This window comes from Paenibacillus sp. HWE-109 (genome assembly GCF_022163125.1).
Classification (GTDB): domain Bacteria; phylum Bacillota; class Bacilli; order Paenibacillales; family NBRC-103111; genus Paenibacillus_E.
In genome coordinates this window covers 818,784-842,258 of the sequence record NZ_CP091881.1, presented here as the reverse complement: position 1 = coordinate 842,258, position 23,475 = coordinate 818,784, and the positions used below count along the sequence as shown (strand labels likewise).

The 23,475-nt window shown below is 40.8% G+C and carries 19 protein-coding genes and 2 pseudogenes; 2 read left to right on the top strand and 19 right to left on the bottom strand.

Annotation, left to right across the window (positions count from 1 at the left end):
- Nucleotides 1-15: 15 nt before the first annotated feature.
- The 7 genes from LOZ80_RS03635 to LOZ80_RS03605 form a co-directional block, all read right to left on the bottom strand.
- Nucleotides 16-1,029 carry a zinc-dependent alcohol dehydrogenase gene (locus LOZ80_RS03635; protein WP_238170139.1) on the bottom strand — a complete coding sequence of 338 codons (1,014 nt, stop codon included), beginning with the start codon at nucleotides 1,027-1,029 and terminating at the stop codon, nucleotides 16-18.
- 17 nt (nucleotides 1,030-1,046) lie between these two features.
- Nucleotides 1,047-2,192 carry a mandelate racemase/muconate lactonizing enzyme family protein gene (locus tag LOZ80_RS03630; protein WP_238170138.1) on the bottom strand — a complete coding sequence of 382 codons (1,146 nt, stop codon included), beginning with the start codon at nucleotides 2,190-2,192 and terminating at the stop codon, nucleotides 1,047-1,049.
- Nucleotides 2,193-2,270: 78 nt separating this feature from the next.
- Nucleotides 2,271-2,591 carry a cupin domain-containing protein gene (locus LOZ80_RS03625; protein ID WP_238170137.1) on the bottom strand — a complete coding sequence of 107 codons (321 nt, stop codon included), beginning with the start codon at nucleotides 2,589-2,591 and terminating at the stop codon, nucleotides 2,271-2,273.
- Nucleotides 2,575-3,366 (bottom strand): MBL fold metallo-hydrolase, encoded by a 792-nt coding sequence (locus LOZ80_RS03620; protein WP_238170136.1) that lies wholly within the window; start codon nucleotides 3,364-3,366, stop codon nucleotides 2,575-2,577. Before LOZ80_RS03620 ends, LOZ80_RS03625 begins: the two co-directional genes overlap by 17 nt.
- Before the next feature lie 40 nt (nucleotides 3,367-3,406).
- Nucleotides 3,407-4,198 (bottom strand): SDR family NAD(P)-dependent oxidoreductase, encoded by a 792-nt coding sequence (locus LOZ80_RS03615; protein WP_238170135.1) that lies wholly within the window; start codon nucleotides 4,196-4,198, stop codon nucleotides 3,407-3,409.
- A 24-nt stretch (nucleotides 4,199-4,222) separates the two neighbouring features.
- Entirely contained in the window at nucleotides 4,223-5,338 is a 1,116-nt protein-coding gene (gene dgoD, locus LOZ80_RS03610) for a galactonate dehydratase (protein WP_238170134.1), read from the bottom strand.
- Nucleotides 5,335-6,297: an aldose epimerase family protein gene (locus LOZ80_RS03605; RefSeq protein WP_238170133.1), complete on the bottom strand. Its 963-nt coding sequence runs from the start codon at nucleotides 6,295-6,297 to the stop codon at nucleotides 5,335-5,337. Before LOZ80_RS03605 ends, dgoD begins: the two co-directional genes overlap by 4 nt.
- Before the next feature lie 178 nt (nucleotides 6,298-6,475).
- Between LOZ80_RS03605 and LOZ80_RS03600 the strand changes: the two genes are divergently transcribed.
- Nucleotides 6,476-7,378 carry an AraC family transcriptional regulator gene (locus tag LOZ80_RS03600; RefSeq protein WP_238170132.1) on the top strand — a complete coding sequence of 301 codons (903 nt, stop codon included), beginning with the start codon at nucleotides 6,476-6,478 and terminating at the stop codon, nucleotides 7,376-7,378.
- Nucleotides 7,379-7,473: 95 nt separating this feature from the next.
- On the opposite strand, the gene LOZ80_RS03595 is transcribed toward LOZ80_RS03600, so the two are convergent.
- From LOZ80_RS03595 to LOZ80_RS03535, 12 genes and pseudogenes are all read right to left on the bottom strand, one after another.
- Nucleotides 7,474-9,705 carry a fibronectin type III domain-containing protein gene (locus tag LOZ80_RS03595; RefSeq protein ID WP_238170131.1) on the bottom strand — a complete coding sequence of 744 codons (2,232 nt, stop codon included), beginning with the start codon at nucleotides 9,703-9,705 and terminating at the stop codon, nucleotides 7,474-7,476.
- A gap of 127 nt (nucleotides 9,706-9,832) precedes the next feature.
- Complete coding sequence (locus tag LOZ80_RS03590) at nucleotides 9,833-10,438, bottom strand: SGNH/GDSL hydrolase family protein (protein ID WP_238170130.1); 606 nt, start codon at nucleotides 10,436-10,438, stop codon at nucleotides 9,833-9,835.
- A gap of 45 nt (nucleotides 10,439-10,483) precedes the next feature.
- Nucleotides 10,484-11,227 (bottom strand): carbohydrate ABC transporter permease, encoded by a 744-nt coding sequence (locus LOZ80_RS03585; RefSeq protein ID WP_283214776.1) that lies wholly within the window; start codon nucleotides 11,225-11,227, stop codon nucleotides 10,484-10,486.
- A gap of 90 nt (nucleotides 11,228-11,317) precedes the next feature.
- Nucleotides 11,318-12,229, bottom strand: a complete 912-nt coding sequence (locus tag LOZ80_RS03580; protein WP_238170128.1) for a carbohydrate ABC transporter permease — start codon at nucleotides 12,227-12,229, stop codon at nucleotides 11,318-11,320.
- A 68-nt stretch (nucleotides 12,230-12,297) separates the two neighbouring features.
- The gene (locus LOZ80_RS03575) at nucleotides 12,298-13,695 is read right to left on the bottom strand and encodes an extracellular solute-binding protein (protein WP_238170127.1); all 1,398 of its coding nucleotides are present in this window, start codon (nucleotides 13,693-13,695) and stop codon (nucleotides 12,298-12,300) included.
- 101 nt (nucleotides 13,696-13,796) lie between these two features.
- Nucleotides 13,797-16,643, bottom strand: a complete 2,847-nt coding sequence (locus LOZ80_RS03570) for a sensor histidine kinase (RefSeq protein ID WP_238170126.1) — start codon at nucleotides 16,641-16,643, stop codon at nucleotides 13,797-13,799.
- Entirely contained in the window at nucleotides 16,640-18,001 is a 1,362-nt protein-coding gene (locus LOZ80_RS03565; RefSeq protein ID WP_238170125.1) for a response regulator transcription factor, read from the bottom strand. Before LOZ80_RS03565 ends, LOZ80_RS03570 begins: the two co-directional genes overlap by 4 nt.
- Before the next feature lie 268 nt (nucleotides 18,002-18,269).
- Nucleotides 18,270-18,938 (bottom strand): ABC transporter ATP-binding protein, encoded by a 669-nt coding sequence (locus LOZ80_RS03560; RefSeq protein ID WP_238170124.1) that lies wholly within the window; start codon nucleotides 18,936-18,938, stop codon nucleotides 18,270-18,272.
- Between the two features lie 57 nt (nucleotides 18,939-18,995).
- Nucleotides 18,996-19,296 (bottom strand): annotated as a pseudogene (locus LOZ80_RS03555) (sigma factor); the annotation flags it as partial.
- A 516-nt stretch (nucleotides 19,297-19,812) separates the two neighbouring features.
- Nucleotides 19,813-20,992, bottom strand: a pseudogene (locus LOZ80_RS39385) (IS110 family transposase); the annotation flags it as partial.
- 158 nt (nucleotides 20,993-21,150) lie between these two features.
- The gene (csaA, locus tag LOZ80_RS03540) at nucleotides 21,151-21,483 is read right to left on the bottom strand and encodes a chaperone CsaA (RefSeq protein ID WP_238170121.1); all 333 of its coding nucleotides are present in this window, start codon (nucleotides 21,481-21,483) and stop codon (nucleotides 21,151-21,153) included.
- Nucleotides 21,484-21,521: 38 nt separating this feature from the next.
- On the bottom strand, nucleotides 21,522-22,430 hold the full coding sequence (locus LOZ80_RS03535; protein WP_238170120.1) for a DMT family transporter: 909 nt from the start codon (nucleotides 22,428-22,430) through the stop codon (nucleotides 21,522-21,524).
- Between the two features lie 148 nt (nucleotides 22,431-22,578).
- Here LOZ80_RS03535 and LOZ80_RS03530 point away from each other — a divergent pair, with 148 nt between their 5' ends.
- Nucleotides 22,579-23,475, top strand: coding sequence for an AraC family transcriptional regulator (locus tag LOZ80_RS03530; RefSeq protein WP_238170119.1), 897 nt, complete (start codon nucleotides 22,579-22,581; stop codon nucleotides 23,473-23,475).

Here is a 23,475-nt window from a genome sequence, read left to right as displayed (position 1 = left end):
AATATATTCGTATAATTATCTTAAATTTAAGATTATTTTCGCGACTTTTCCAGGACCAGAAATTAACTTCTCAAAGCAGGCGCTTCCTTCTTCAAGCGGAGCGGTTAGGGTCCACGGCATTAAATTCACTCGTCCTTCACCAATCCATTGCAAGGCTACTTCAAAATCATGGGGAGAGTAGGCAAACGCACCAGTCATTTGGACTTCATTGCGAATCACATGGTTAATCGGCAGCTTGCTGTCCGCTTCGTGCAAACCGGTGAAAATAACGCGTCCGCCAGGCCGAACGACCTCTATACACTTGCTTCGGGTCACTTCCATCCCCACAGCATCGACCGCAGCATCAAAGTTACAGCCTTTGACCGAATCTTCCAGCTTATCTAATCCGGTTACTGCGATTCCGCCAAGTTCTTGTGCAATTTCCAATCGAGACGTATTCAAATCGACAATGACAATATCTCGAAGCCCATACACTTGAGCGGCCTGCAGCGTAAACAATCCGATAGGGCCTGCTCCGTAAATAACTAAGCGATCCGTAGTGGTTAACTGCAACAAACGGCAAACATGCACCGCACAGGCAAAAGGTTCGACGAATGTTCCTTCCTCCAAGGAAATATGATCATCCAGTTTGTATGTGCTGGCTGCCGGAACCACTATAAATTCAGCAAAAGCACCTGGTATATGCGCGCCAAGAAGTTTTCTTGTTTGGCATAGTTGCGCTGCACCCGTCCGACAATCATGACAAACACCGCAAGAAATCAGTGGATTCACCGTAACCCTATCGCCTTTTAATAAACGTGTTACACGACTTCCCGATTCCTCTATAATGCCAGAAAATTCGTGTCCCATAATCAACGGCGGCTTACGCAAAGAATTATGACCTGTATATCCACTTAATTCCGAACCGCAAATCCCTGCTTTCTCTACTCGTATCAACAGTTCATCATCCCCAGGAGCAGGGATTTCAACCTCTCTGATCGTCATCATCCGTGGACCTTCATATACTAATGCTTTCATCTTTTCAGTCATATTCTGTGCCTCCTTGGTTAGTTTCTTTCCCGCTTTTCCCAGCCTTGTTTAAACAGCGGCAGCCAATTCCCTGCATGATACGGATGCTTTTGAAGCTCCTCTAAATTCAATTCAACACCTAATCCCGGAAGCTCCGGCGGCTGTAAATAACCATTCTCAACCTTCAAGGCAGGCAGTAAGACGTGTTCTTCCCAAGGTTCATTAAATTCATCAAAAATTTCATGAAGATAGAAGTTGGGCGTGGCCATATTCAAGTGCGCGCATACCACAGAACAAACCGGTCCTTGCGCGCTATGCGGCGCTGTAACGCCATTATGTGCATGTACCATCCCACAAATTTGCTTGGAGGCAGAAATCCCGAGAAATTGCGGCTCCAGTTGAATGATATGTACCGCATCATGCTGCAGCAGTTCAGCGAATTGCTCACGTGAATAGTAATCTTCGCCGCAAGCGACAGGCACTGGACTCCGTTTAGCTACCTCCACCATGGAAGATACTCGATGCGGCGGAACAGGCGCTTCAAACCAAGTTGGTTTATACGGCATCATCGCATCCGCAAACTGTAAAGCGGTGTGAACAGAAAAACGGTTGTGACCTTCTATGAGAATGTCTACGCTTGGACCCACGGCTTCTCGTACTGCGGCAATATTGCGCAAAGCCAGTTCGAAATCATCCCGTTCCACTATTCTCCACGCGGCTCCAAATGGATCAAATTTTAAAGCTGTATACCCTTTTTGGGTGACTACTTTTGCTTTTTCGTAGAAGTTTTCCGGTGTCCTTTCTCCGCGATACCAGCCATTCGCATAACAGCGCAATTTGTCATGGCAGCGCCCCCCTAATAATTTATAAAGCGGCAGATTTGCGACTTTTCCCATGATATCCCAACACGCAGTCTCAATTGCTGCCAAAGCGGAACCTTGAATTTGACCCCCATCCGAGAAGACGTCCCTCGCCATTCGTAAACCAATCGTTTCGACGTCATAAGGGCTCATCCCGATCACCAAATGCTTTAATTCGTGAATTGCGGCCTCAACTGTTTTGGCAAACCCGTTCAAGGTTCCCTCACCAATACCTGTAATTCCTTCACTCGTTTCCACCTTAACAAACAACCAATTCTTCCACGGATTCCCTAAAATGTAGCTCTCGATGTTCGTTATTTTCATGGTATACATCCTCTCTCCTGTTGAATTTTCTATAGAATCCGGTCGCTCTAATGGGATTACGGGCTCATCCCTGACTCTTCATTCTTTCAAGAGCAGATCCGCTCTCAAAGGCGTGAAGGTCTCCAACAATTGTGTCTCCTCTAAGGCAACAACTGAATGTACAGCGTTGCTTGGAACATGAACCAATTGACCTGCGCCATATTCCGCAGATTGTCCGTTAATTTCCATCCTGATTTTCCCCGAAATGACAAAGCCGAGTTGTTCATGGATATGTTGATGAGCAGGACCTGATCCTCCTTGTTTAAAGTGGATTAGCATGCTCATCATCTGCTCACCTGGGGGAAATATTTTTCTGCGAATCCATTCATTTACGGTCTGCCATTCATTGTACTGTTCCACGCTGCACCTCAACAATTTCTAATGGATTTGGAATACAAACTTTGGAATCGGGACATGTTTCCTTAACAAGCTTGGAAAAAATATGAGGATTGCATGTGTTTTCTTGAAACATACCAAAATGCATGGGTATTGCTAGAGCGGCTTCGGTGGTCCTCACGAGACTGACGGCTTCTTCTGCATCCATATTCCCCATCTTTCCGTTAATGGGAACAACCAGCATGTCGGGTTTAATACCGCTAGTTTCCAAACTTAGATTAGCAGTAAGCTCTGAATCACCAACGTGATATATTTTCCAGCCCTGGAATTCTATTAAGAAACCCACTGAATCCCAGATGTTATCCCCAGATGGGTGATGGGCCAGAACAGCTTTGATCAGAATATTTTTGTATTGCATAGATTCTCCTCGGTCAATTCTCGTAAATTTCTCAGTAGGCAGCGACAGTGCTAAATAGTGAGCATAACAAGAAGTTGGACCCGCAATAGGTATTCCAGCCTTTTCTACCGCATAATGAACCGTTTCTGAGTCAAAATGATCGAGATGGTCATGTGTGACCAATATCAAATCACCTTCGATATCCTCTGGACGTGCATATTCAGGACAAATACGGGTAAGTAACCCTGAATTTTCAACCTCCCCCGATAAGTATGGATCGACCAGTATCGTTGCAGTATTGCCGAATCGATATGCAAACGAAGCTTGACCTAACCAAAGCCAGGCAATCTCGTCATCTTCCATAACCATGTTCGATAATGTAGTTAAGGGATGTGTTACCATTTCACTTCATTCCCCCTTTCTGTACTATCTTTTTTTATTTTCACTCACCTGTATTTAAATGAATGGTACTTGTTAATCCACCGTCAACGGTTAAGCATGCACCTACAATATAGGAAGCCTTCTCACTTGCCAAAAACACAACAGAGTGTCCAATTTCTTCAGGCTCCGCAAGTCGTCCGATGGGAATTACCTTCCCCCATTTAGCGAGGACATTAACTTTTTCATCATCTGAATACTTAGACAGCGGCTCCTCTGTCGTGCCTTTGGTTCGAGTCCAGCCTGGCAAGACAGCATTCACACGAATGCCATAAGGCACATATTCCGCGGCCATACTTCTAGTCATGGAAACAACTCCGCCTTTTGCAGCCGAATAAGCCGTGAAATTTTCACCTGAAATATGGGAATGAACAGAGGAGATGTTCACTATGCTGCCTTGCTTTCGTTTTATCATATGAGGAAGAACGCCTCTCGACATCATAAAGCACCCTTTTAAATCCACATTCATTAAGCGGTCCCACTCTTCGCCTTTAATTTCCGTCAATCGTTTATACAAGTGTGTGCCCACATTATTAACAAGCACGTCAATTTGCCCCCACTTGTCTAACGTCATGTTAATTACCCTTTCTATATCTAGTTCTACAGCGATATCCATGTTAACGAATAGGGCTTCGACACCCAAGCTTTCTAAGAATACTTTCGTAGCCATGCCATCTTCCTCATTGCAATCCGCAATGACAACATTAGCTTTTTCCTTGGCAAAGCATTCGGCTATCCCTCTTCCAATTCCAGCTGCTCCACCTGTGATAAGTACTACTTTATTTTCCAAATTCATCGTTATGCTCCTTTGCCTGCCTATTTACCAATCTGCTACAGAATGGTCGTCTGGATGAATTTCTCTAGGCAGGTCAAAATTTCCTGAATAGATTTTGTCCTCCAACGCCTCTTCATCAATTTCAATTCCAAGTCCAGGTTCTAAGGGTAGATCAATATAGCCATCTCGAATGACGAACGGTTTCTTCAGGTAGCCTTCACCTAGTGATACATATTCTTGCACAAGAAAATTGGGCACATTCGCCGCCAACTGCAGGCTCGCCGCGAGATTAATCGGGCCTAATGGATTATGCGAGGCGAACGCCGCAAAGTAGGTTTCCGCCATTGCTGCTATTTTCTTCCCTTCCATGATCCCGCCGCAGTGGGCCAAATCAGGCTGCACCACCGCCGCCGCTTGCTTCTCCAGCACCTCTCTGAACGCAAATTTCGTAAATAATCTTTCACCTGTCGCAATCGGAATACTGGTTGAACGAGCTATCATCGCCATCGCACCGACATTTTCCGGCAAACATGGTTCTTCAATAAATAAGGGATGAAACCTTTCAAAGGCTTTAACCAGCTGGATAGCTAATGCAGGGCTGACACGTCCGTGAAAATCAATCGCGAGATCCACTTCGTTGCCAATGGCGTCACGAACGGCTTCGATACGTTCCATTTGCCTCAACAGATAAGCTGGTGCTTCTAGAATGTGTGCCATTTCAACTGGTGTTTTCACCATCCTAAATCCTTCATTAACTGCATTTTTGGCAGATTCATAAAGCTCCTGAGTTGTGTTTCCGCCAATATGTTTGTACATTTTAATTCGATCTCGCACATGTCCTCCTAGGAGCTGATAAACAGGAACTCCCAGAGACTTGCCCAAGATATCCCACATGGCTTGTTCCAAACCGCTTATTGCACTGGTGAGAATGGGACCGCCGCGGTAAAAGGTTCCGCGGTACATCATTTGCCATAAATGTTCAATTCTCCGGGGATCTTGACCGATTAAGTGTGGCTCAAGCTCTTTAACGGCCATTTCCACCGTTCTTGATCTGCCTTCCACAATGGCTTCGCCGTACCCTGTGATCCCTTCGTCCGTCGTCATTTTTAGGAAAGAAAACCGTGGTAGTACATGAATAATTTCAATCGAAGATATTTTCATTGATGAACGCCTCCCTGTTTTAGTAACACTTTTAAATTCCAGCTTTCTGTACCGTTTCCGTTTATCGTTTTTACTTTTCCTGTGTGAAATGAGCTTTCCACATCATCCAAATAAGAAGTGGACGGCTCTATAGCCAGATTATAATCTCCCCAGTATCCGCCATAATTTGTCCAAACAGCGAGATAAGGTAAGCTTTCAGGAGAATATATCATCACGAGCGACTCCTGTGTGTGCGGAGTTTTTATCTCAAATTCACCCCGTATTTGCCTATCAACAAACCAGTATTTCTCTGCGTGCAAATTTAATTTGGGTTCAACAACCGATAAATCTATCGATTTACCGCCGCTCAGCTTTATAAGCGGATAAGAATCCACCCTTCCATCAGGTTCAAATCGTTCCATACGCGAATGTAGCATCAGAATATTTGAATGTGGATTTCCCATGGAAAGCTTCATTCCTTCTTCAATCTTTACCAGGCAGTGGGGAGCCCATATATAAGAGAAAGCATGGCATGTGGGGTTATGCAGCTCGTAATGAATGTGAAGCTCAGGCCCCTCCAATCGATATGTTTTTTTAAAATCATAAGGAATTTGTACGCCTTTCACCCAAAGTTCAGCTGTACTTCCCCCGATTGCATAATCCCAAGGCAAACTCCATAATTCTCCATGATCGGGAAGTTCTCGACCTTTATAAAAATCGTCCGGGCACAGACACGGTAAAATGGTAGGAAACAATTCATCCCAGCCGGAACGATCCGCTTCTTCCCATGCCATTCCGTAATGCAACGGTTTGCTCCAAGAAATGTCTGTCGAATAAATCCATTCACGTCCCGTCTGCTTATAAATAATGGAAACCAATTTACTTCCCCGTTCAGGAACAATTTCAGTACGAATGTGGCTATTTTCACCGATAATGCTAAGATAGCCCTTGTAGGTAGAAGTTCGCCAACTAGCATCCACGCTATAAAACCTCGTTTCTACACTTTGATTTGATGTTGTCAGCCTATGAATCAAGTCTAATCTGAAAGACATCAATCGTCATTATTCGAAAGAGACTTATCTTTACACTAATCGGACATTATTGTAGTATAATCAGGTTAGACATTCCTTTAGCTCATCCAATCAATAGGGGGAATTTATGGTAGATATTGTCTATCTCGAAAACCAATTGGTCCTAAACCAATACGTCACCAAATTACCAGGAAAAGACATTTGCTTCTTTATGCAGACCTTTGGAGCATTTGCTGATCACACAATAAACCATGTGCATCGACACTCATTTATAGAAATCTGTTATATCCTAAGTGGATCAGCCGTTTATACGGAAAGCGGCATAGCATACCCAGTCGAAACCGGAACCATGTTCATTACACGGCCTGGCCTATGGCATAGTTTAACAAGCGAGAAAGGAGCTTTTGTCCTTTGGTTAGGATTCGATGTTATCGGATCCGAATCTTCTGACGAGGGTATCCGCATCTATGAAAGTTTAAAAACATCCAAAAAAACGTTTCTCTCAGACTGCCATAGTCTGAATGCTGCTATACTATGGCGAATGATTTATGGCGATTCTGCCAACAAAATATTGCTTCCACAAGATTATTTTACCAACTTGCTCCACACACTGATTTTAACGCTTTGCGATTCTTTTTCAGATCATTCCGTTAAGAGATCTGCTGCAAAAAGCAAACCATCGCGTCATACCTCTTCATTTTTACTCTATCAAGCTCGCCAATTTATCGAGGACAATATCTCGCAGAATCTCCATCTGGAAACTGTCGCGAATTATTTACACGTTTCTGGTCGCCACCTGTCACGTATTTTTAACAACGAAATCGGCCTCTCCTTTAGTCGTTATGTAAGGAAAGAAAAGATTGAGCTGGCCATTGCTCTGCTGACCAACTCAGATTTGGAGATCAAGCAAATCTCTGAGGAGATCGGCTGCGATACGGTACAATACTTCACGAAAATATTCAAGTCAGAAACCGGCGTTACACCTGGTAAATACAGACTGGAGGCAAGATTGGCGAAGTCATCCAACTAAAGTGCACAAAGAAAACGCTCCGATCATCTTTCGATAATCGGAGCGTCAGCTGTTCAATCAAATTGCATTTAACATTTACGGAACGCAGGTAATCGTTATTGTTTAATTAGTTCAACATCATCAACTGTAATCCAATTGTAAGCGTTCGCATCCGACCAAAAACCAATTAATATTTGTCCATTTGTAACATTGACATTCGTCACTACAATTTGATTCCATGCACCGCCCGTAATATTTGAATAAATATCAGCGCCGCCATAATTTTTTATTTGCATCTGAGATGCGTTCTGACCTCCACTGGACGCAACCCGTGCTCTTACAGTATATAGCCCATTAACCAAACCAGTAGGAGTTTGATAAGTGAACACCCTATATGCGGTTGTTCTATAATGCTCTAGCCTATAATTACCGCTATATGGTTGATAATTATTCGTATAATCTGCATCAGCACTATTATTGTCTGTCCAAGTGTTCCATCCAGCGGGAGTTTGTGTTGGCTGAGCATCATTTTCAAAGCCCATATTTGAAAGAAAACTCCATTTAGTAACGGAAATTTGAACTGCCGGTGATACGTTACCATTTTTATCTTCTGCTTCGATCTTATAGTAATAGGTTGTGTTTGGTGTAATATAAATATTATCTATAAATGCAGTCCCTGTAGCTTCCCCAAACATATTCATATAGGATGGAGTAAATCCAGATACGGTTGATCTATAGATATTATAATGACTAACGCCGCTATTGGAGTCAGATGAAGCTGACCATGATAATGAAACTGTGTTGTTTGCCAAATTTCCGCTTGCATCAAGATGAGTAGGACTTGTTGGCACGACAGTTTCACTATAATAGGTGCTACTATTGTTATCGTATCCTCCTGTGGCCGTCCTCCACGATGGTAAATCCCAATAATAAGTACCATATCTCCACGCACCGAACCAATTTCCACTTGAGCTGTATATTCCATTGTTATCTGCAGTAGACAAATTCGTATTATTAAGGATTCCGTATACTAAATTCCCTGTAGAACTGCCCATTACGATATTGTTATTACTAAAATTGTTATTATTCCATGTTCCACCAGGTGATATATTGTTTGTGGTCAAAGCTTTGGTGTTCGTAGTGTTTACGAAGACTAAGTTATTCTGAATATCTAGCCCATTTACACCATACATAGTTCCAGCTGTAAAGTCAGATACAGCGATTTGCCCTGCACCTAACGTAGAAAGACCTTGGTTTCCTGAAACTTTATTGTTGTATATTTTATTGTTTAGATTAGCCATCGTCCCTAAGCCAGCTCCAACATTATCATGTACATAGTTGTATTGAAGTAAAATATTTTGAGTATCCCAATCTAACTCTATTCCTTCTCCGTCATATCGAACGCCATTATTAAAGCCATTCGTATCTTGATTAGATACCTCATTAAATTTTATTTGTGCTGTATCTACTTCTATTGGCCAAATCCCAGCAGGTCCCCAGCCAACGTTTATTGTAGATTGACCCCCATAGCTTACCTTGTTCCAACGGATAAATGCATTGTTTGCCATTCCCAATATAATGCCTTGACAGCCAATATTATAAATAGTGTTACCTTCAATATACACATCTTTGAATAGCTGCGTAGATAGTAAGTTTGCAGAGCCAGTCCATCCAGCAGTGTGTATCGCTCTAATTCCTACATCATGAATATAGTTGTCTGTCATGTAGAGTCCCTGTAATACAAGTGTACTTCTACTTGAGTATTTAGCTATCACTGTTATGCCACTAGTTCTATTATCAATACTTGCACCATAAATCTCATTTCCCCTGATCTGCATTCCATAATATGGACCTACACCATCATATATTAAAGATATACCAACTTCCTCATTATCAGCCCCCCCAGCTGGTACCTGATCAATTGGAACGGTTGTTGTAAGTCCGATTTTCAAATTGTGTATTAACCAAAATGATAAATTTGTTCCAGCAATTACATCTTTCGAAGTATTATTAATAATTGTAGGCTTATTCCCCGTTCCATATGAACCTAATTCAATCACGCTACTCGAATTTCCAGAACCATGTAACACTAACGTTTCGTTATTCCATGTATCCCCACATTTCAATAATATTTTATCTCCAGGTTGGAATGTCATACTGCTTACCTTGCTCAAGGTTTTCCATGGCTGTGTCGTGCTGCTACCACTGTTATTGTCATTCCCAGATGTACTCACATAATAGGTTGTATTATTTGCAAAAACATTAGCGCTCTGTGAACATGCCATTGGTAGAAGAAGAACGGTTAGGATCAAAAACTTTACTAATGTAGCTTTACTAAATCTCCACATTGTTAATTCCTCCGTTTATTAAAAATTATTATTCCCTTCGACGAAATTTGCTTTTCATTTCCCCCCCTTCATAAATTTAAGTGGTTATCCAACTAGATTAGGTATTGGCTTTTTGAACATGCTCTATCTATACAGTTAACAAACACTCTTGCAACCAATGATGCGCTATAAACAAGTTGCCCGCCGAGTTCATATGAACCCCATCGACTGTTAGAATGCTAGGATTCTCTTTCCGCAGATATTTCTGAAAACCCGAGTTTAATGTGATCAGCGCTGCATCGAATTCAACGGCCAGTCTGCGAATGACTTCATTATATGGAATCAGCTGATGATTCTCTTCACTGTCGGGATTTTCTTTATTCACAGTCGTTTCCATAAGAATGATTTTGGCTCCCACTTTTTCGATGGCCGTTACTATCAAGGAGCGATAAGTCTCTTCATATCGATTGATCTCTATCTCTTTCCAAGCATCATTGATTCCAATCGAAATCGAAACCCAGTCAGGATGATGTGAAATGACATCTTCCTGCCACCTAGCCTGAAGGTCCAGTACTGTATTGCCGCTAATTCCTTTATTGACAACAGTCACTTGTGAATCAGAATGGAATAACTGTAAATAATCACGAATATGGCGTACATATCCGTAACCAATGTCTTCTGCATCATCCATACGTCCGCAGTCCGTAATGCTGTCCCCAATAAACAACAGCTTTGCCCCAGAACTTAATTTCATAACTTCACACTCCAGCATCGAATTTCCTTGTATTTTATATTTTATCTACGATTTCACTGCACCCGTCATGATCCCGCTTATTAAATAACGTTGTCCGAATAAGAACACGATTAGAATCGGCAACACAAAGATAACTAAAGCAGCTTGCTGTACTTGAAACAAACTAACAGTAGGCGCAGAAGGAAGGTAATAGCCTATCTGCATCAATTGAGTGGCCAGAGGGTATTGTCTTTCCTGTAAAAACATATAAGGTGCTAGATAATCGGTTCCCCAGCTCGCGTTAAACAATAATATGCCTGCTGTCGCAACAACCGGTAAAGAAATTGGGATATAGATGCGAAAAATAATCCCGAACGTAGAACAACCATCTATTCGAGCGGCTTCATCAAGCTCTTTTGGAACATTCATAAAAAATTGACGATAAAGAAAAATGATAAAGGGACTTCCGCCAATTCCACCGAGAATCCACGGCCAATACGTGCCCAAAAGTCCATATTCATGAAACAATACATATTGCGGGATCTGTGTAACGGTCGCAGGCACCATCATCGTTGATAATATCATCATAAACAATATCCCTTTGAATTTGGCTCTCAGTCGAGCAAAAGCAAATGCAGAGAAAAAGCTGGTTATGATGGGTATTCCTACTGAAATAAGTACAAGGATACACGAATTTTTGAAGTACAGCCAAAATGGTTGAAGCGTAAACGCAAGACGAAAGTTTTCAAAAGTTGGATGAGATGGAAACCAAGTGACTCCAGTAAAAAGCGGCTGAAGCGAATTGACCATCATCCAGTATAAGGGAAATGAAAAAATCACAGATAACAAGAGTAATACAGCGTATAAAGATTTCCGTGCCATTCTATTTTGCAGCATGACTCATCTTCCTTTCTGATCACCCGTCTCATAATGAACCCATAATCGGCTCGTACCGAAGATAATCAGGGTAAGTAAGATCGTAATGATAAATAACACCCATAGCAAGGCTAAACCATACGCATACCGTTGGAACATAAATATCTGTTGATAGGTATGAACTAAATATAAATAAATCGGTCGAATGGGAACTCCCATCAATCCGCTATTGGATGTGAGTAAGGTGGTCTGGGCAAATAATTGCAAGGAATTAATGATTCCAAAAACAAGATTGAAGAAAATGACAGGTGTCATTAACGGAATGGTTATCACTCGAAAACGATAGAATGCTCCAGCCCCATCAATTGCGGCCGCCTCATAAAGCTCTTGCGAAATTCCTTTCAAGCCTGCCAGATAAATAATGATCCCGCCCCCACAACCCCAGCACAACAATATTAGTAGAGAAAGTGTAGCATGATCATAGCCCAGCCAATGGACCTGGTTAAAACCAATAAAATGCAATATATCATTTAATAACCCATTGTCTGAAAAAATATTTTTCCACATCAACCCCACAGCAGTGATAGGTAAAATCGCAGGTAAATAATAAAGCGACCTAAAAAAACCTATGGCTTTAAAGTTATTATTAAGTAATACGGCAATCATAAAACCAATAACCGTGCTAAAAAAAACATTTAAAGCTCCCACTGAAAAAGATCGTCCTAACGAATACATGGCATCGTTATCCGAAAATACATTCTTGTAATTACGAAAACCAACACTCTTTACACTATCGAAATTAAACCCGGCATAATTTGTAAAGCTTAAATAAAATCCATACAATAGCGGGATAAGAGATAGGAAAATAAATGTCACGATCCATGGAAAAGTTAGGATATAGAACTCTTTGGTTTCTCTTCGTTCGCTCTTCCCCATCTTAATCAATCATCCTTCCTGTTAATAAAAGTGGAAGTGAGTTTGCATCACTTCCACCCTTAGCATACTTATTTAGCGCCAACAATATCTTTATTCTCTTTAATTTGAATATTAATTTCCTTCGTAATTTTATCGATTGCACCATCGACTGTATCTTTACCGAAATATACTGGCGTCATATACTTGTCGAAAATAGTCCCCATCGCTGTTGCAGAAATATACGGGTTATACGGTAATGTCGAAAGATTATTCAAATCATCATTTATCACAGCAAAAGTTTGTTTGTCAAAGTTCGTATCCTTAGGAATTAAAGCAACTTTTGATTTAAATCCAGGCAATCCCCATCCGCTTTTTGCTCGATCATCTGCAGGCTTTCCTCCAAAGAACCACTCGAACACTGTCCAAGCTTCATCAGGATGTTTGGTTTTGCTATAAATAATTCCGCCCGTGCCGCTCCGTGTAGCCTCAATGCGTTTTCCGCCAGCCATTATTGGAGAAGGCAGCATCATAAAATCATCCAAATGGCTCTTCGTAAGTTCATTACTTCTGAGCATTCCGCTAAACCAGTATCCAACAACCATCATACCCAATTTATTTTGTGTGAAGAGATCAATAAAATTCATTGCTTCTGCATTTAGTGCGCTTGGTCCAACCGGAGCCTTAACCGCATCATTCCAATAATTGATGATCTTCTTCGCTTCAGGTGAATCTAGAATTATTCTATTGTTATCTGCGCTGTATAACGTTTTCCCTAGGGACGCCAACTGTTCAAGCATAAGATCTTGATTCAGGGCAACACCACCGCCTAGAGGATCATACAAACCCCACTGGGTGAATTTCCCATCTTGTTTCTTTGTTAATTTCTTTGCATAGTCCATTACTTGATCCCAAGTCATTGATTCTTTATCGCTAGGCACCGCTATTCCTGCATCCGCAAACAATTTCTTGTTGATGAATAGATTAAAATCAGGAGCCCAGTCTTTAGGAAATCCATAAATATCTCCTTTACCTGGCGCTTTTCCATCCCATCTGAAAATATTAGCGACATCAAGTAGATCTTCTTTTTTAAATAGCTCACTTTTGTTAAAAAAAGGCTGCAAATTTAATGCAAAACCTCTGCTCGCATAAAAAGGAAATTCACTAGCGCCATAGAGACGGATGATGTCCGGCGTTATTTCCGAATTCGCGGCAATCTCCCCCATCAATTTATTGTAATCGATATCGACCCGTTCCAAGGTAATGTTCGGATGTGCGGCTTGAAACTCCGCAATCTGTTCTTTTGAAAGCTCTCCACCATCCATATTTATGCGAATAGTCACTTTTTTTGTGCTTGCTGCTGCTGTTCCAGCAACACCTTTATCGGGAGCATTCGAAGCCGTTGAAGAAGAGTTACTACTGCAACCAACAATCGTTAACGATAAGGATAAGAGTACCGCTGCAATCTGCATTGACCATTTCTTGGACACCGTATGATCCCCCTGATAATTCGAATTTTGACTGCGGCCACAGTTTATATTAATAATTTAGCAGGGAACAGAACTTGTGCCAATGCTATAAAATACAGAATCTATATCGTTTTTTTCATATCTTGTGGAATAAATAATTGTATAGTCGTACCTTCAAAAGGTTCGCTTTGGATGGTCATATCGGCTAGCCCGTTATAAACCAATTTCATCTGATAAAAAACATTATTTAAACCTAGCCCCCCTTTACTTTCCGGATCTGCTTGGGCTGAATTGGGTAGATCCTCTAACTTCCACTGCTCTAATATGGCAGATAAACGCTGAGTTTCAATCCCCACACCATTATCCTCAACGGAAATAATCAGCATATGTTGTTGAATAGAAGCTTTGATCCATATTTTACCTTCACGAATTGAATTTAAGATGCCATGGGATATTGCGTTTTCTACAAGTGGCTGTAAAACAAATTTAATCACTTTGCATTCAAGCGCTTCCTCCGTTATATCCCATTCCACAGTGAATTTATCTTTAAATCGAAATTCTTGAATCGCAATATAGTTTCTGGTGTGTTTAATCTCGTCTGAAAGCTGAACAAAATGGCCCTCTTGGCTTATGCTATAACGGAACAAATCTGCTAATGCATAAACCATAAAACCCACTTCCTCTACACCTGCTCTTTTTGCTCGCATCCCAATACTTTGCAGCGTATTATAAAGAAAATGAGGGTTGATTTGCATCTGCAGCATCTTTAATTCCGCCTGCGATTTTAAAGACGACAGCTCCTGTTGCTTCATTCGACTTAAGCTGTTTTCTTCTGCAATCTGAATATTCTCTACCATCAGCTGATTGATTTGCGCCATCATACGATTAAAGCTATCAATGAGATCACTAATTTCATCACGCTCCTTATATACAATCCTCTTTTCCATCTTCACTTCAATAATTTGTTGCTCCATGGCTAGTTTTAGGTGCTCCAAGGATTGGAGCAACCACTTGGTGAGTCCATATGCAAAGATCATGGCAATCACAATCGTCGAGAATATAACAATTATGTACCTGACAAATAGTTCTTTTCGTTGTGAGATTAAGGACTCCATATTTTCCATATAAAAGGTACTCCAACTCATTCCCTGAACATGGCTAGCGGTTGCCATACCATGAACCTCATTCACATTTACGTATGCAAGTGAATCCGGCTCAAGACGCAGCATCCTCTCTCTAGTTTGCATCATTTCCTTTAATATTTTCTTCGCAGACTCGTTCTGAAAAAGCACATTCCCCGTAGAATTCAAAGCTAACAAATAGTCGTTTTTCTCTGGAAGAATCGATTGAAACGCCGATTGATTCAACACGATCTGAATATAACCAATTGGCTTAGGTATTGGACTCTCCGTATCAAAAATTTGCTTGATTAACGAGACCGTTGGTTGATTATAGAGATCCTTCAAATTCGTGGACCAAACAATTGCATTCGACTTATCCAACTGCTTTCTTATTTCGTTGTCCAAAGATATATTTTTTGAGAAATAATCCAAAATTTGACTTGAATAGGTTTGCTTCCCCAAGAGGTTATACAACACTAAATAGGATACGTCGCTAATCCCGGAATATTGAATGAAGGAGATATCAGGTGTTTGTTTTATATTAAAACTGTTAAAGTTTTGATAATTAAGCAAGTTAATAAATGTAGGATTAAGCGTTAGCTTATTCATTAATTCCTCATAGATGATTGCTTGTCTTTGAATATTCAAATTCACTTGCTGCGATGCTTGTTTGACATAAGGTTTCATCTGTTGTTCCGAATAATGGTTAATAAACTGATAATAAGTAAAACCAGAAGAAACGGCTGGAATACATACCGCTAGAAAAAATAAAATATTGAGTTTTCTACGCAAGGATAAAATGGGGATCATCCCTACTTTTTCCACTTTGTTCTTGAGTAATAATTGCTGCGGAAAGAATAGGTGCTGTTTGTTCATCCGATGAGCCATTTTGCGAAACGGTAGGATGAGGTAATGCGAATAAATGAACGTAATCATAAAAGTCACCAATAAATTAATCAGCAAAAATACAATATATTTCATATAAAAAGCTTTTTTGTTCATAGCGTTCTCTATTTTCCGCTGCGAAACCATCTCCAGCTTTAACCCCGAGGAATTGATCGTTTTGACTTGACTATTCAGTATAGTTCCCTTATCGGAGGCGGTTTGATCTATTAGCTTCTGTTCACTGTCTCTTAAAACGAAAGTAGTATAGGGATCGCTTTCGACCAGTCGGCTTAGTAAATTCTCCTTCATCACTATGATAACCATATAGGCTTTAGGGTTTTCGTCTATCACACCACCGTTGATGACTACACGGCCTTCTAAAGCTTTAGCGAACTTCTCAATCTCCACCTTTTGTTCAGACTGCAGTGTCGCGGAGAATTTAAGACGTCCCGTTAACTCCCCTGGTGAGAAAAAAACGGGATGGTTTCGGTTATATTGCAAGATAGGCAATAATTCTACAAGAGCAAGGTCTGATGTACTTGGTGCGTATTCATCATTTAGATGATCTTGATCTTGATGAATCACAATATGTTTTTGAAACGAATAGTTGCCAAGAATATAAATCGTATCGATAAAATTGTCAGAAAGACGCATTTGCTTCAGTAACAAATTCACCTTATCTGTCTTTTGTTTTTCGATGGAAGGATCTTTGAATGTCAGGAAGGATTGAACATATTCTCCAAACTCACTGGATTGCAAATAATTTAGCATAGCGTTCATATGGCTTAAATAAGTAGTAATATTATAGCTGGCAGAATCAAGCAGCTTCGCACGTGAGTTCGCCTCAATGTCTTGATCTACCCTACCAGCGTTGATAATACCCATTCCGACCATCAGGATTTGTGCACATAAAGATAACCCTACCGCAGCGATAATTATTCGTTTTCGATGCGTCCATTTCAATGGTCCATTCCCCCTTTATTGTCCTGAATAGACCGGAATTCATGGGGAGTATGACCCGTATGTTTACGAAAAAGATCTATAAAATAAGCTGGAGTGGAATACCCAACCATCTCGGATATTTCATAAACCTTATAGGTAGATTGCTGCAGCAATTTAATCGCTTGTTCCATTCTACAGTCCGTTAAATAGTGAATATAATTCTTTCCTGTTGCTTTTCTAAATAAAGAGCTTAAATAATTCCGATTAAAATGGATATGATCCGCTACGTCTTGTAATGTGATCGAACGTTCGAAGTTTTGATTGATAAAACGCTTTGCTTCTTCGATGATTTCTTGTGAAGATCCATCTTTTAGAAGAATATCTTGTCCATTATTTTTCGATTGGGGTAGCAAGGTTTCTGGCAGGGCAAGGACATGAGGTTCAAAAAGTGTGATTTGTTTATTGTTATTTGCATGAATGGCATTGGAAATGCTTAAGCTGGATAAATATATTTGCTTTGCATGCTCTACAATTGGACCAACTCCTGATGATACCGTCGATAACAAGAGTCCACGAATGCGTTGGAAATTATCTGTGATCTCCTCAACTCTTTCCATGAGTAAAGGGCCGTAACTCTCTTTTTCACGAAGAAGATTGTGATCGTTACATAATAAGTAACATTTACCTGTAGACGGATCGATCCAATGATAGCCATGATCTTTACCATCCCAGATTTCAGTAAGAATATTATCTAATGCAAATAAAATTAAACTCCACTCACGGTGCGAGTAAAAATCAACTTGTTCTTCTTTACGATCCAGTTGCAAAATAGCGATAGCATAATAGCCACTTTCTAAAATCATCTCACTTTCTGAGCACCCTTCCTCAATTTCATCTTGCGTTAAGCTCTGGAAGAGAAGTTTTTGCATAAACCTTTGACGTAAAAAATAGGCAGTGAGCTTCGCTTTCCGTTCCAACGTTTTGTTTCTGATATCAATTAATCGTTTGTTATCCAGCTCTTGTACAATTTTACTGAACGCTTCTTTAATATCCGTGTTGTTAACGGGTTTCAATAAGTAATCAGATATCCCAAAACGAATCCCTTGTTTTGCATATGAAAAGTCGTTGTAACCGGTCAAAACAACTACTTTGATATAAGAGAACTTCTGAGTGACGTGCTGAATCAACTCAAAACCATCCATAAAGGGCATACGAATGTCCGTTAGCAGGATATCCACTGGTTCTGCGGAAATTCGTTGAAAAGCCGTCAGTCCATTTTCACAGCTCCCAATCACGTTAATACCCAATAATCCCCAATCATAATTCTCTAAACCATTGCGAATTTCATACTCATCATCAACAATCAGAATATTATACATAACAATCACCTCAAATGATGTAGTTGATTAGCAACGATATTAAGTGAAGAAAACTTGTACTTTCTTAGAATCTCAGAAAGACCAGACGAATAATTATATTCGACCTGGCCATAACGCGGTTCATCCCCAATATTCATATTCTCATTTTAACAGGGGCATCCTCAAAACCTCAATATTAAAAAGTACATAATTATATATCATTTTTTTCACATCTTTGAGGTGAATATCTTTCCATTTGAACTGCTCTTTGCCGATAATTGTCATTCTCTTAAATTAACCGCCCATCCCGAAACCTCACAACCCGCTTCGCCTGCTCCGCTACCTGCCGATCATGCGTAATTAAAATAATCGTCCGCCCCTGCTCATTCAACCGCCTGAAAATATCCATGATTTCCACACCTGTCTTGGAATCCAGCGCCCCCGTTGGCTCATCTGCCAAGATGATCGGGGGATCCCCAGCCAAAGTCCGCGCGATCGCAACACGTTGCTGCTGCCCACCGGACAGTTCCGAAGGAAAGTTTTTCTTTCGATCCAACAAATCAACCGCTTCCAATGCCTGCAAAACCAGCGGCTCTCGCTGCTTTCTAGATAATCCGCGATAGATCAACGGTAACTCCACATTTTCATAAGCGTTTAATCTCGGCAGCAGGTTAAAATTCTGAAAGACAAATCCGATCTTCCCATTCCGAATCTCCGCCAATTGTGTATCTTTCAGCGCGTGAATCTGCTTCCCATCCAGCACATACAAGCCTTCGTCCGATACGTCCAAACAGCCGATGATATTCATCAGCGTGGACTTCCCGGAGCCCGAAGGCCCCATTATGGCGACAAACTCACCTTGCGCGATGTCTAACGTGATGTCATCCAACGCACGAATGGTCTCTTCGCCCATATAGTAAAATTTACTCACATGCTCAATTTGAATTAAGGCTGTCATTGTGTTCGCCCCCCCATTATTTGATGCCAAATAAATGAAGATTACGATTCAATTCTTTTACCGCTTCGCCTTATAAAATTCATGATATAGCTTCATCAGTGCCCTTTTTTCGATCCGTGACACATAGGAGCGGCTAATACCCAGCTCCTTCGCAATCTCCCGCTGCGTCCGCTCTGTCTGTTCCGATGGGATCATGCAAGGATACATCTTTCCTCGTTTTCTTCAAAGAGCGCAGATGCATGAGGATCTCGTTCTCGATACAGCGCGCCGCGAAAGTCGCGAGCTTCGTGCCTTTGTTCGGCGAGAACGACTCGATCGCTTTGATCAATCCGATCGTCCCGATGGAGATCAAATCCTCCGACGCTTAAATTCAAATATCCTGCAAAGGATATCTGTGAATTCATTTATGATAATACAAGTGATTTTGGCTGTTTCATATTTTTTTCTTAATTCCGAAATAGAATATGTCTTGTAAACGACAGCCCTTAGTTAAACTAAAGTTACCCGTCCTCAGTATTAAGGATTTATCTCACGTAAGCTCACTCATTCGCAGGATTTGATCACACTGGAATATAGCGGCCGTAAGGATATTAAGTTATCACTACCGTAAGTTACCATTTTTAGGCACACGGGAACAGATGGAATATTTCCCCACATCATACTCTACTGCACGCATACTCCAATCCCCTGGAGATTGACCATCCCAAAGCTCTACGGGTCGACACCCTAACATTCCTTCGTTACACCTTTCCAAGGTGTGGAGACCGATAGCGTTTAGCGGATGGGTCTGTGCCCTTATGGATAACGAATTCGCTCCTCCGTGCTTTCTTTGTTTAAAGTCCTGCGAACGAATCAATTCGCGTTATTGCGAAGATTAGGCAGCCTGAGTGTACTGAATGACCGTTTTTTCAGGAGTAAAAGACTCCTTGGAATGCACCATGCCGGTTAGGATTCGCGCCAGCTTTCCAAGCAATTTAAATATCGACTTTTGCTTACTCATATGTTTAACTTGCGCATTATTCTCATGCAATTGCTTAAAAACAGGGTTTGTAAATGTTAAGGTAGCCAGATACATATATTTTCGGAGTGTGAAATCTCCACGTTTGGAAAGTACCATCTGGCCCTTGCGCTTTTCAGACATGCTCTCTGCCAGGTTTAAACCGGCTTTCCGTAGCAGCTGACGACCGTGAGCGTATTGCTTCAGATAACCCGCACCAGCCAGAATTGCTGCGATATAGATTGTACCTAGACCTTTATTAGCACGAAATTGGCTTGAAATTGGGATCTCACTAAGCAAGGATGCTATTTCTTGTGCTATTTGGTTCAATATACCCTCAATACGCTCGTACTCATCAATTAAGCGGATGCAGATCCTGTTTGGCCTCATTCAGAGCTTACAGTTTCCCCCACGCTCTGAACCGCTTTAGAGAGTAGTTCAGCTGCCTTCTGAATACCCGTGGAGCCGCCAGCTCGTTTCATATATTTTCGCCAACCTGTAATAACTTCTGGTGTAGATTGACCTATTAAATCCAGCGGAGACGGGAACTCTTTGAGTGTTGCTATGGATCGTGGACAGGTCCTATCTTTAAACACTGAAGCGTACTCAGGGAAGCGTATATCCAGCCAGCGGATGATCCGGTTCTGCATCCGAACACTATTTGTGACCCAAAATTCCCGATCATTCATTAGGGTCCGTAACCTCTGAAAATGAGTTGCTTGTCGGATGTATTCATAGTAATAGCCACGGCTAACAACATCTGCAATAACAAGGGCATCCTTCGGGTCACTCTTGGAAGGACAATTATCTCGGTTCTCCTTGTTTCGTTTCGTCGTTGCAGGATTCACTAAAACAACGCTTAAATCTTTCTGGGCAAGCCAATTAGCTAAACTGTACCAATAGAGTCCCGTCGGCTCCATGCCAATTATGATGTTCTTTAATCGGTGTTTTTGAATGATAGATGCTGGTTTGTAAGGATAATTCCTCGATAATTTGTAGCTTGGGCTACTTGAGTTTCCTTCACCATATCAATACCCACAACAAGATGCGGAGTGGTCCGTCAGATTGCATAAACTTCATAATAAGAGCGCCTCCTTGATGGTGTTGGGTATCTACCCGTCGACAAACCCATCATACCGAGGCGCTCCTTTTTTTGACAAAGCCCATTTCTTAGGCTATACAGGAATGTTTAGCTTAACTCTTAGTATTCCCAAATTATCCAATAGGGGTTCCATTAGGTAAAATAATATCCGGTTTCAAGAGAACTACATCCCCCTTTTCCGGTATTCCCCCAATAACTAATACTTCTGATTTGAAACCTGCTATACGTCGAGTAGGGAAGTTAACTACACCTATTATCTGTTTCCCAATAAGATCTTCCGTCTTATATCGTTTTGTTATTTGTGCACTTGAAGATTTAATTCCGATATCGGGTCCAAAATCAATTTGAAGTTTAATAGCGGGTATTTTTGCTTCCTCAAAAAACTCCGCTTGAGTAATAGTTCCAACAAGAATATCGAGTTTCAAAAAGTCATCAATTGTTGCCATCCGTCATTCCCCTTCTCAACAAATGTATATCTAGCTAATTAGTTGCTAATTTGAACGTTGGACCTTAAAGTTTTTGACCAAAAATACATACCCATACCGAATAAAGTCATCATCCCACCTAAAAACTGAAATAAAGAAATTGTTTCTCCTAATAATAGATACGCGAGAATAATGGCAATAACAGGTTCTCCAATAATACCTACTGAGACAGTAGTTGCCCCAATTGATTTTAACAAGAGATTAAAAATATACTGTCCAAAGATAGTTGGGATTATCGCTAGCAATAAAAAGTAAGTCCATTCGGATGAGTCATATTCAACTAAAGAATTATTATTAAACAGATTGTAAACGAGCATGACGGTCCCGCCAATAAAAAAAACGATAATGCTGTACACATTTGTATGGATTTTTCGGCTTACTTTCTGCCCCGCCAACAAATAGGCTGAAACGAAGAGAGTGCCTATTAATGATAAGCCGTCTCCAATTAATGCTTCTTTCGAAATCACTATATCTCCCCAAGCGATAAGGACTGAGCCAAGAAGAGCAACCATCAAGCAACAAACCGTTAGTCGACTTGCTCGTTCCTTGAACAAAAAGAAGGATCCGAGCATGACAAATAATGGCTGCAACGAGAAGATGACCATAGAGCTTGCGACAGAGGTATAGACCAGTGATTCCATCCAGAATAAAAAGTGCAGCCCTAGAAATAGACCGGCAATAAGTACGATAATCCAGTCCTTTTTATTCATCTCAATGGATCGAAATAATTTCCAAGGCACAAATGTGAGCATGATAATAACGGAAATAAACAATCTGTACATCCCAGCCACAGACGTAGGTGTATCTGAAAGTTTTATCATGATCGAAGAGATTGAAACGGACAATATACTGATGAATAACAGCATAAAGGGACGAGATGATAACGAAAATTTATTAAATTTACCCACAGTTCCTCCAAGCGTCTAGACAACTACCTGTGCACAGAATTGTAATGTTAAGCTTTAGCTTGATATAATAATATCACCACAGAAATTTGTTTTGTGTAATTATATCTCTCATTTATATCGAAATATCGTCAAATAGAGGAGCCTGTCCTTGAATAAACAATTACACGAAACCATTCAGTATCCTGACGAGGCATTTCCATACATTATGTACACCCACACGAATCGTGGGTCAATTCCTGAAGGCAGAGGTGTTAACGATCTGCATTGGCACGAAGAATTACAAATGACTTTGGTAACCAAAGGGAAGCTAACGATACAAATCAACGGAATTGACTATGATTTAGAGACAGGTGAGGCCGTCTTTATCAATAAGAGCGTTCTGCACATTGTTACGCACCTTAGTCATGACGGTGAATACGTGAGCTTTAATTTTCCTGAAAAACTGCTCGCCTTTTACTCAGATAGTGCAATGGAAAGGAACCATGTCCTTCCTTACACCAATTCATACTTACTATCATTGGAAATCAAAGGTGACGCGGAGTGGCAAAAGCAAATCCTGCAAACTCTATGGGAAATGAAGAAGAAATTTGAACGTAAAGAATCATGGCGATGGCAGTATGAGATTTCCATCCATACGGTTCAGCTATGGCTAATTCTAATCTCCAATATTTCGTTATCTTCAGAAGAATCATCAAAACATAACAGACTCCAGCAAGAGAGATTACAACTGATGGTTAGCTTTATCCACCAAAACTATAAAAACCCTATTAATTTGAAGGAAATTGCTGACGTAGCCCATTTGAGCGTTTCGGAATGCGCTCGCAGCTTCAAAAAAAGCATCCATATGACTCCTTACGATTACTTGGTTAAGTATCGGATTAAAAAGAGCTGCGAGTTGTTAGAAACGACGGAGTATACAATAACTGAAATAGCCCGAATAGTGGGTTTCAATCACGTCAATCACTTTATCCAGTCCTTTAAAAAGCATCGCGATATTACACCTAAGGAATACCGAAAAATTCGAAATGAACAGACACCTTCATAA

Coding starts and splice junctions, on each gene's coding strand:
- dgoD (WP_238170134.1), bottom strand. CDS start 5,338: ATGAAAATATCTTCGATTGAAATTATTCATGTACTACCACGGTTTTCT.
- LOZ80_RS03600 (WP_238170132.1), top strand. CDS start 6,476: ATGGTAGATATTGTCTATCTCGAAAACCAATTGGTCCTAAACCAATAC.
- LOZ80_RS03590 (WP_238170130.1), bottom strand. CDS start 10,438: ATGAAATTAAGTTCTGGGGCAAAGCTGTTGTTTATTGGGGACAGCATT.
- LOZ80_RS03630 (WP_238170138.1), bottom strand. CDS start 2,192: ATGAAAATAACGAACATCGAGAGCTACATTTTAGGGAATCCGTGGAAG.
- LOZ80_RS03565 (WP_238170125.1), bottom strand. CDS start 18,001: ATGTATAATATTCTGATTGTTGATGATGAGTATGAAATTCGCAATGGT.
- csaA (WP_238170121.1), bottom strand. CDS start 21,483: ATGGCAACAATTGATGACTTTTTGAAACTCGATATTCTTGTTGGAACT.
- LOZ80_RS03560 (WP_238170124.1), bottom strand. CDS start 18,938: ATGACAGCCTTAATTCAAATTGAGCATGTGAGTAAATTTTACTATATG.
- LOZ80_RS03620 (WP_238170136.1), bottom strand. CDS start 3,366: ATGGTAACACATCCCTTAACTACATTATCGAACATGGTTATGGAAGAT.
- LOZ80_RS03595 (WP_238170131.1), bottom strand. CDS start 9,705: ATGTGGAGATTTAGTAAAGCTACATTAGTAAAGTTTTTGATCCTAACC.
- LOZ80_RS03635 (WP_238170139.1), bottom strand. CDS start 1,029: ATGACTGAAAAGATGAAAGCATTAGTATATGAAGGTCCACGGATGATG.
- LOZ80_RS03615 (WP_238170135.1), bottom strand. CDS start 4,198: ATGAATTTGGAAAATAAAGTAGTACTTATCACAGGTGGAGCAGCTGGA.
- LOZ80_RS03585 (WP_283214776.1), bottom strand. CDS start 11,227: ATGGTCAATTCGCTTCAGCCGCTTTTTACTGGAGTCACTTGGTTTCCA.
- LOZ80_RS03580 (WP_238170128.1), bottom strand. CDS start 12,229: ATGGGGAAGAGCGAACGAAGAGAAACCAAAGAGTTCTATATCCTAACT.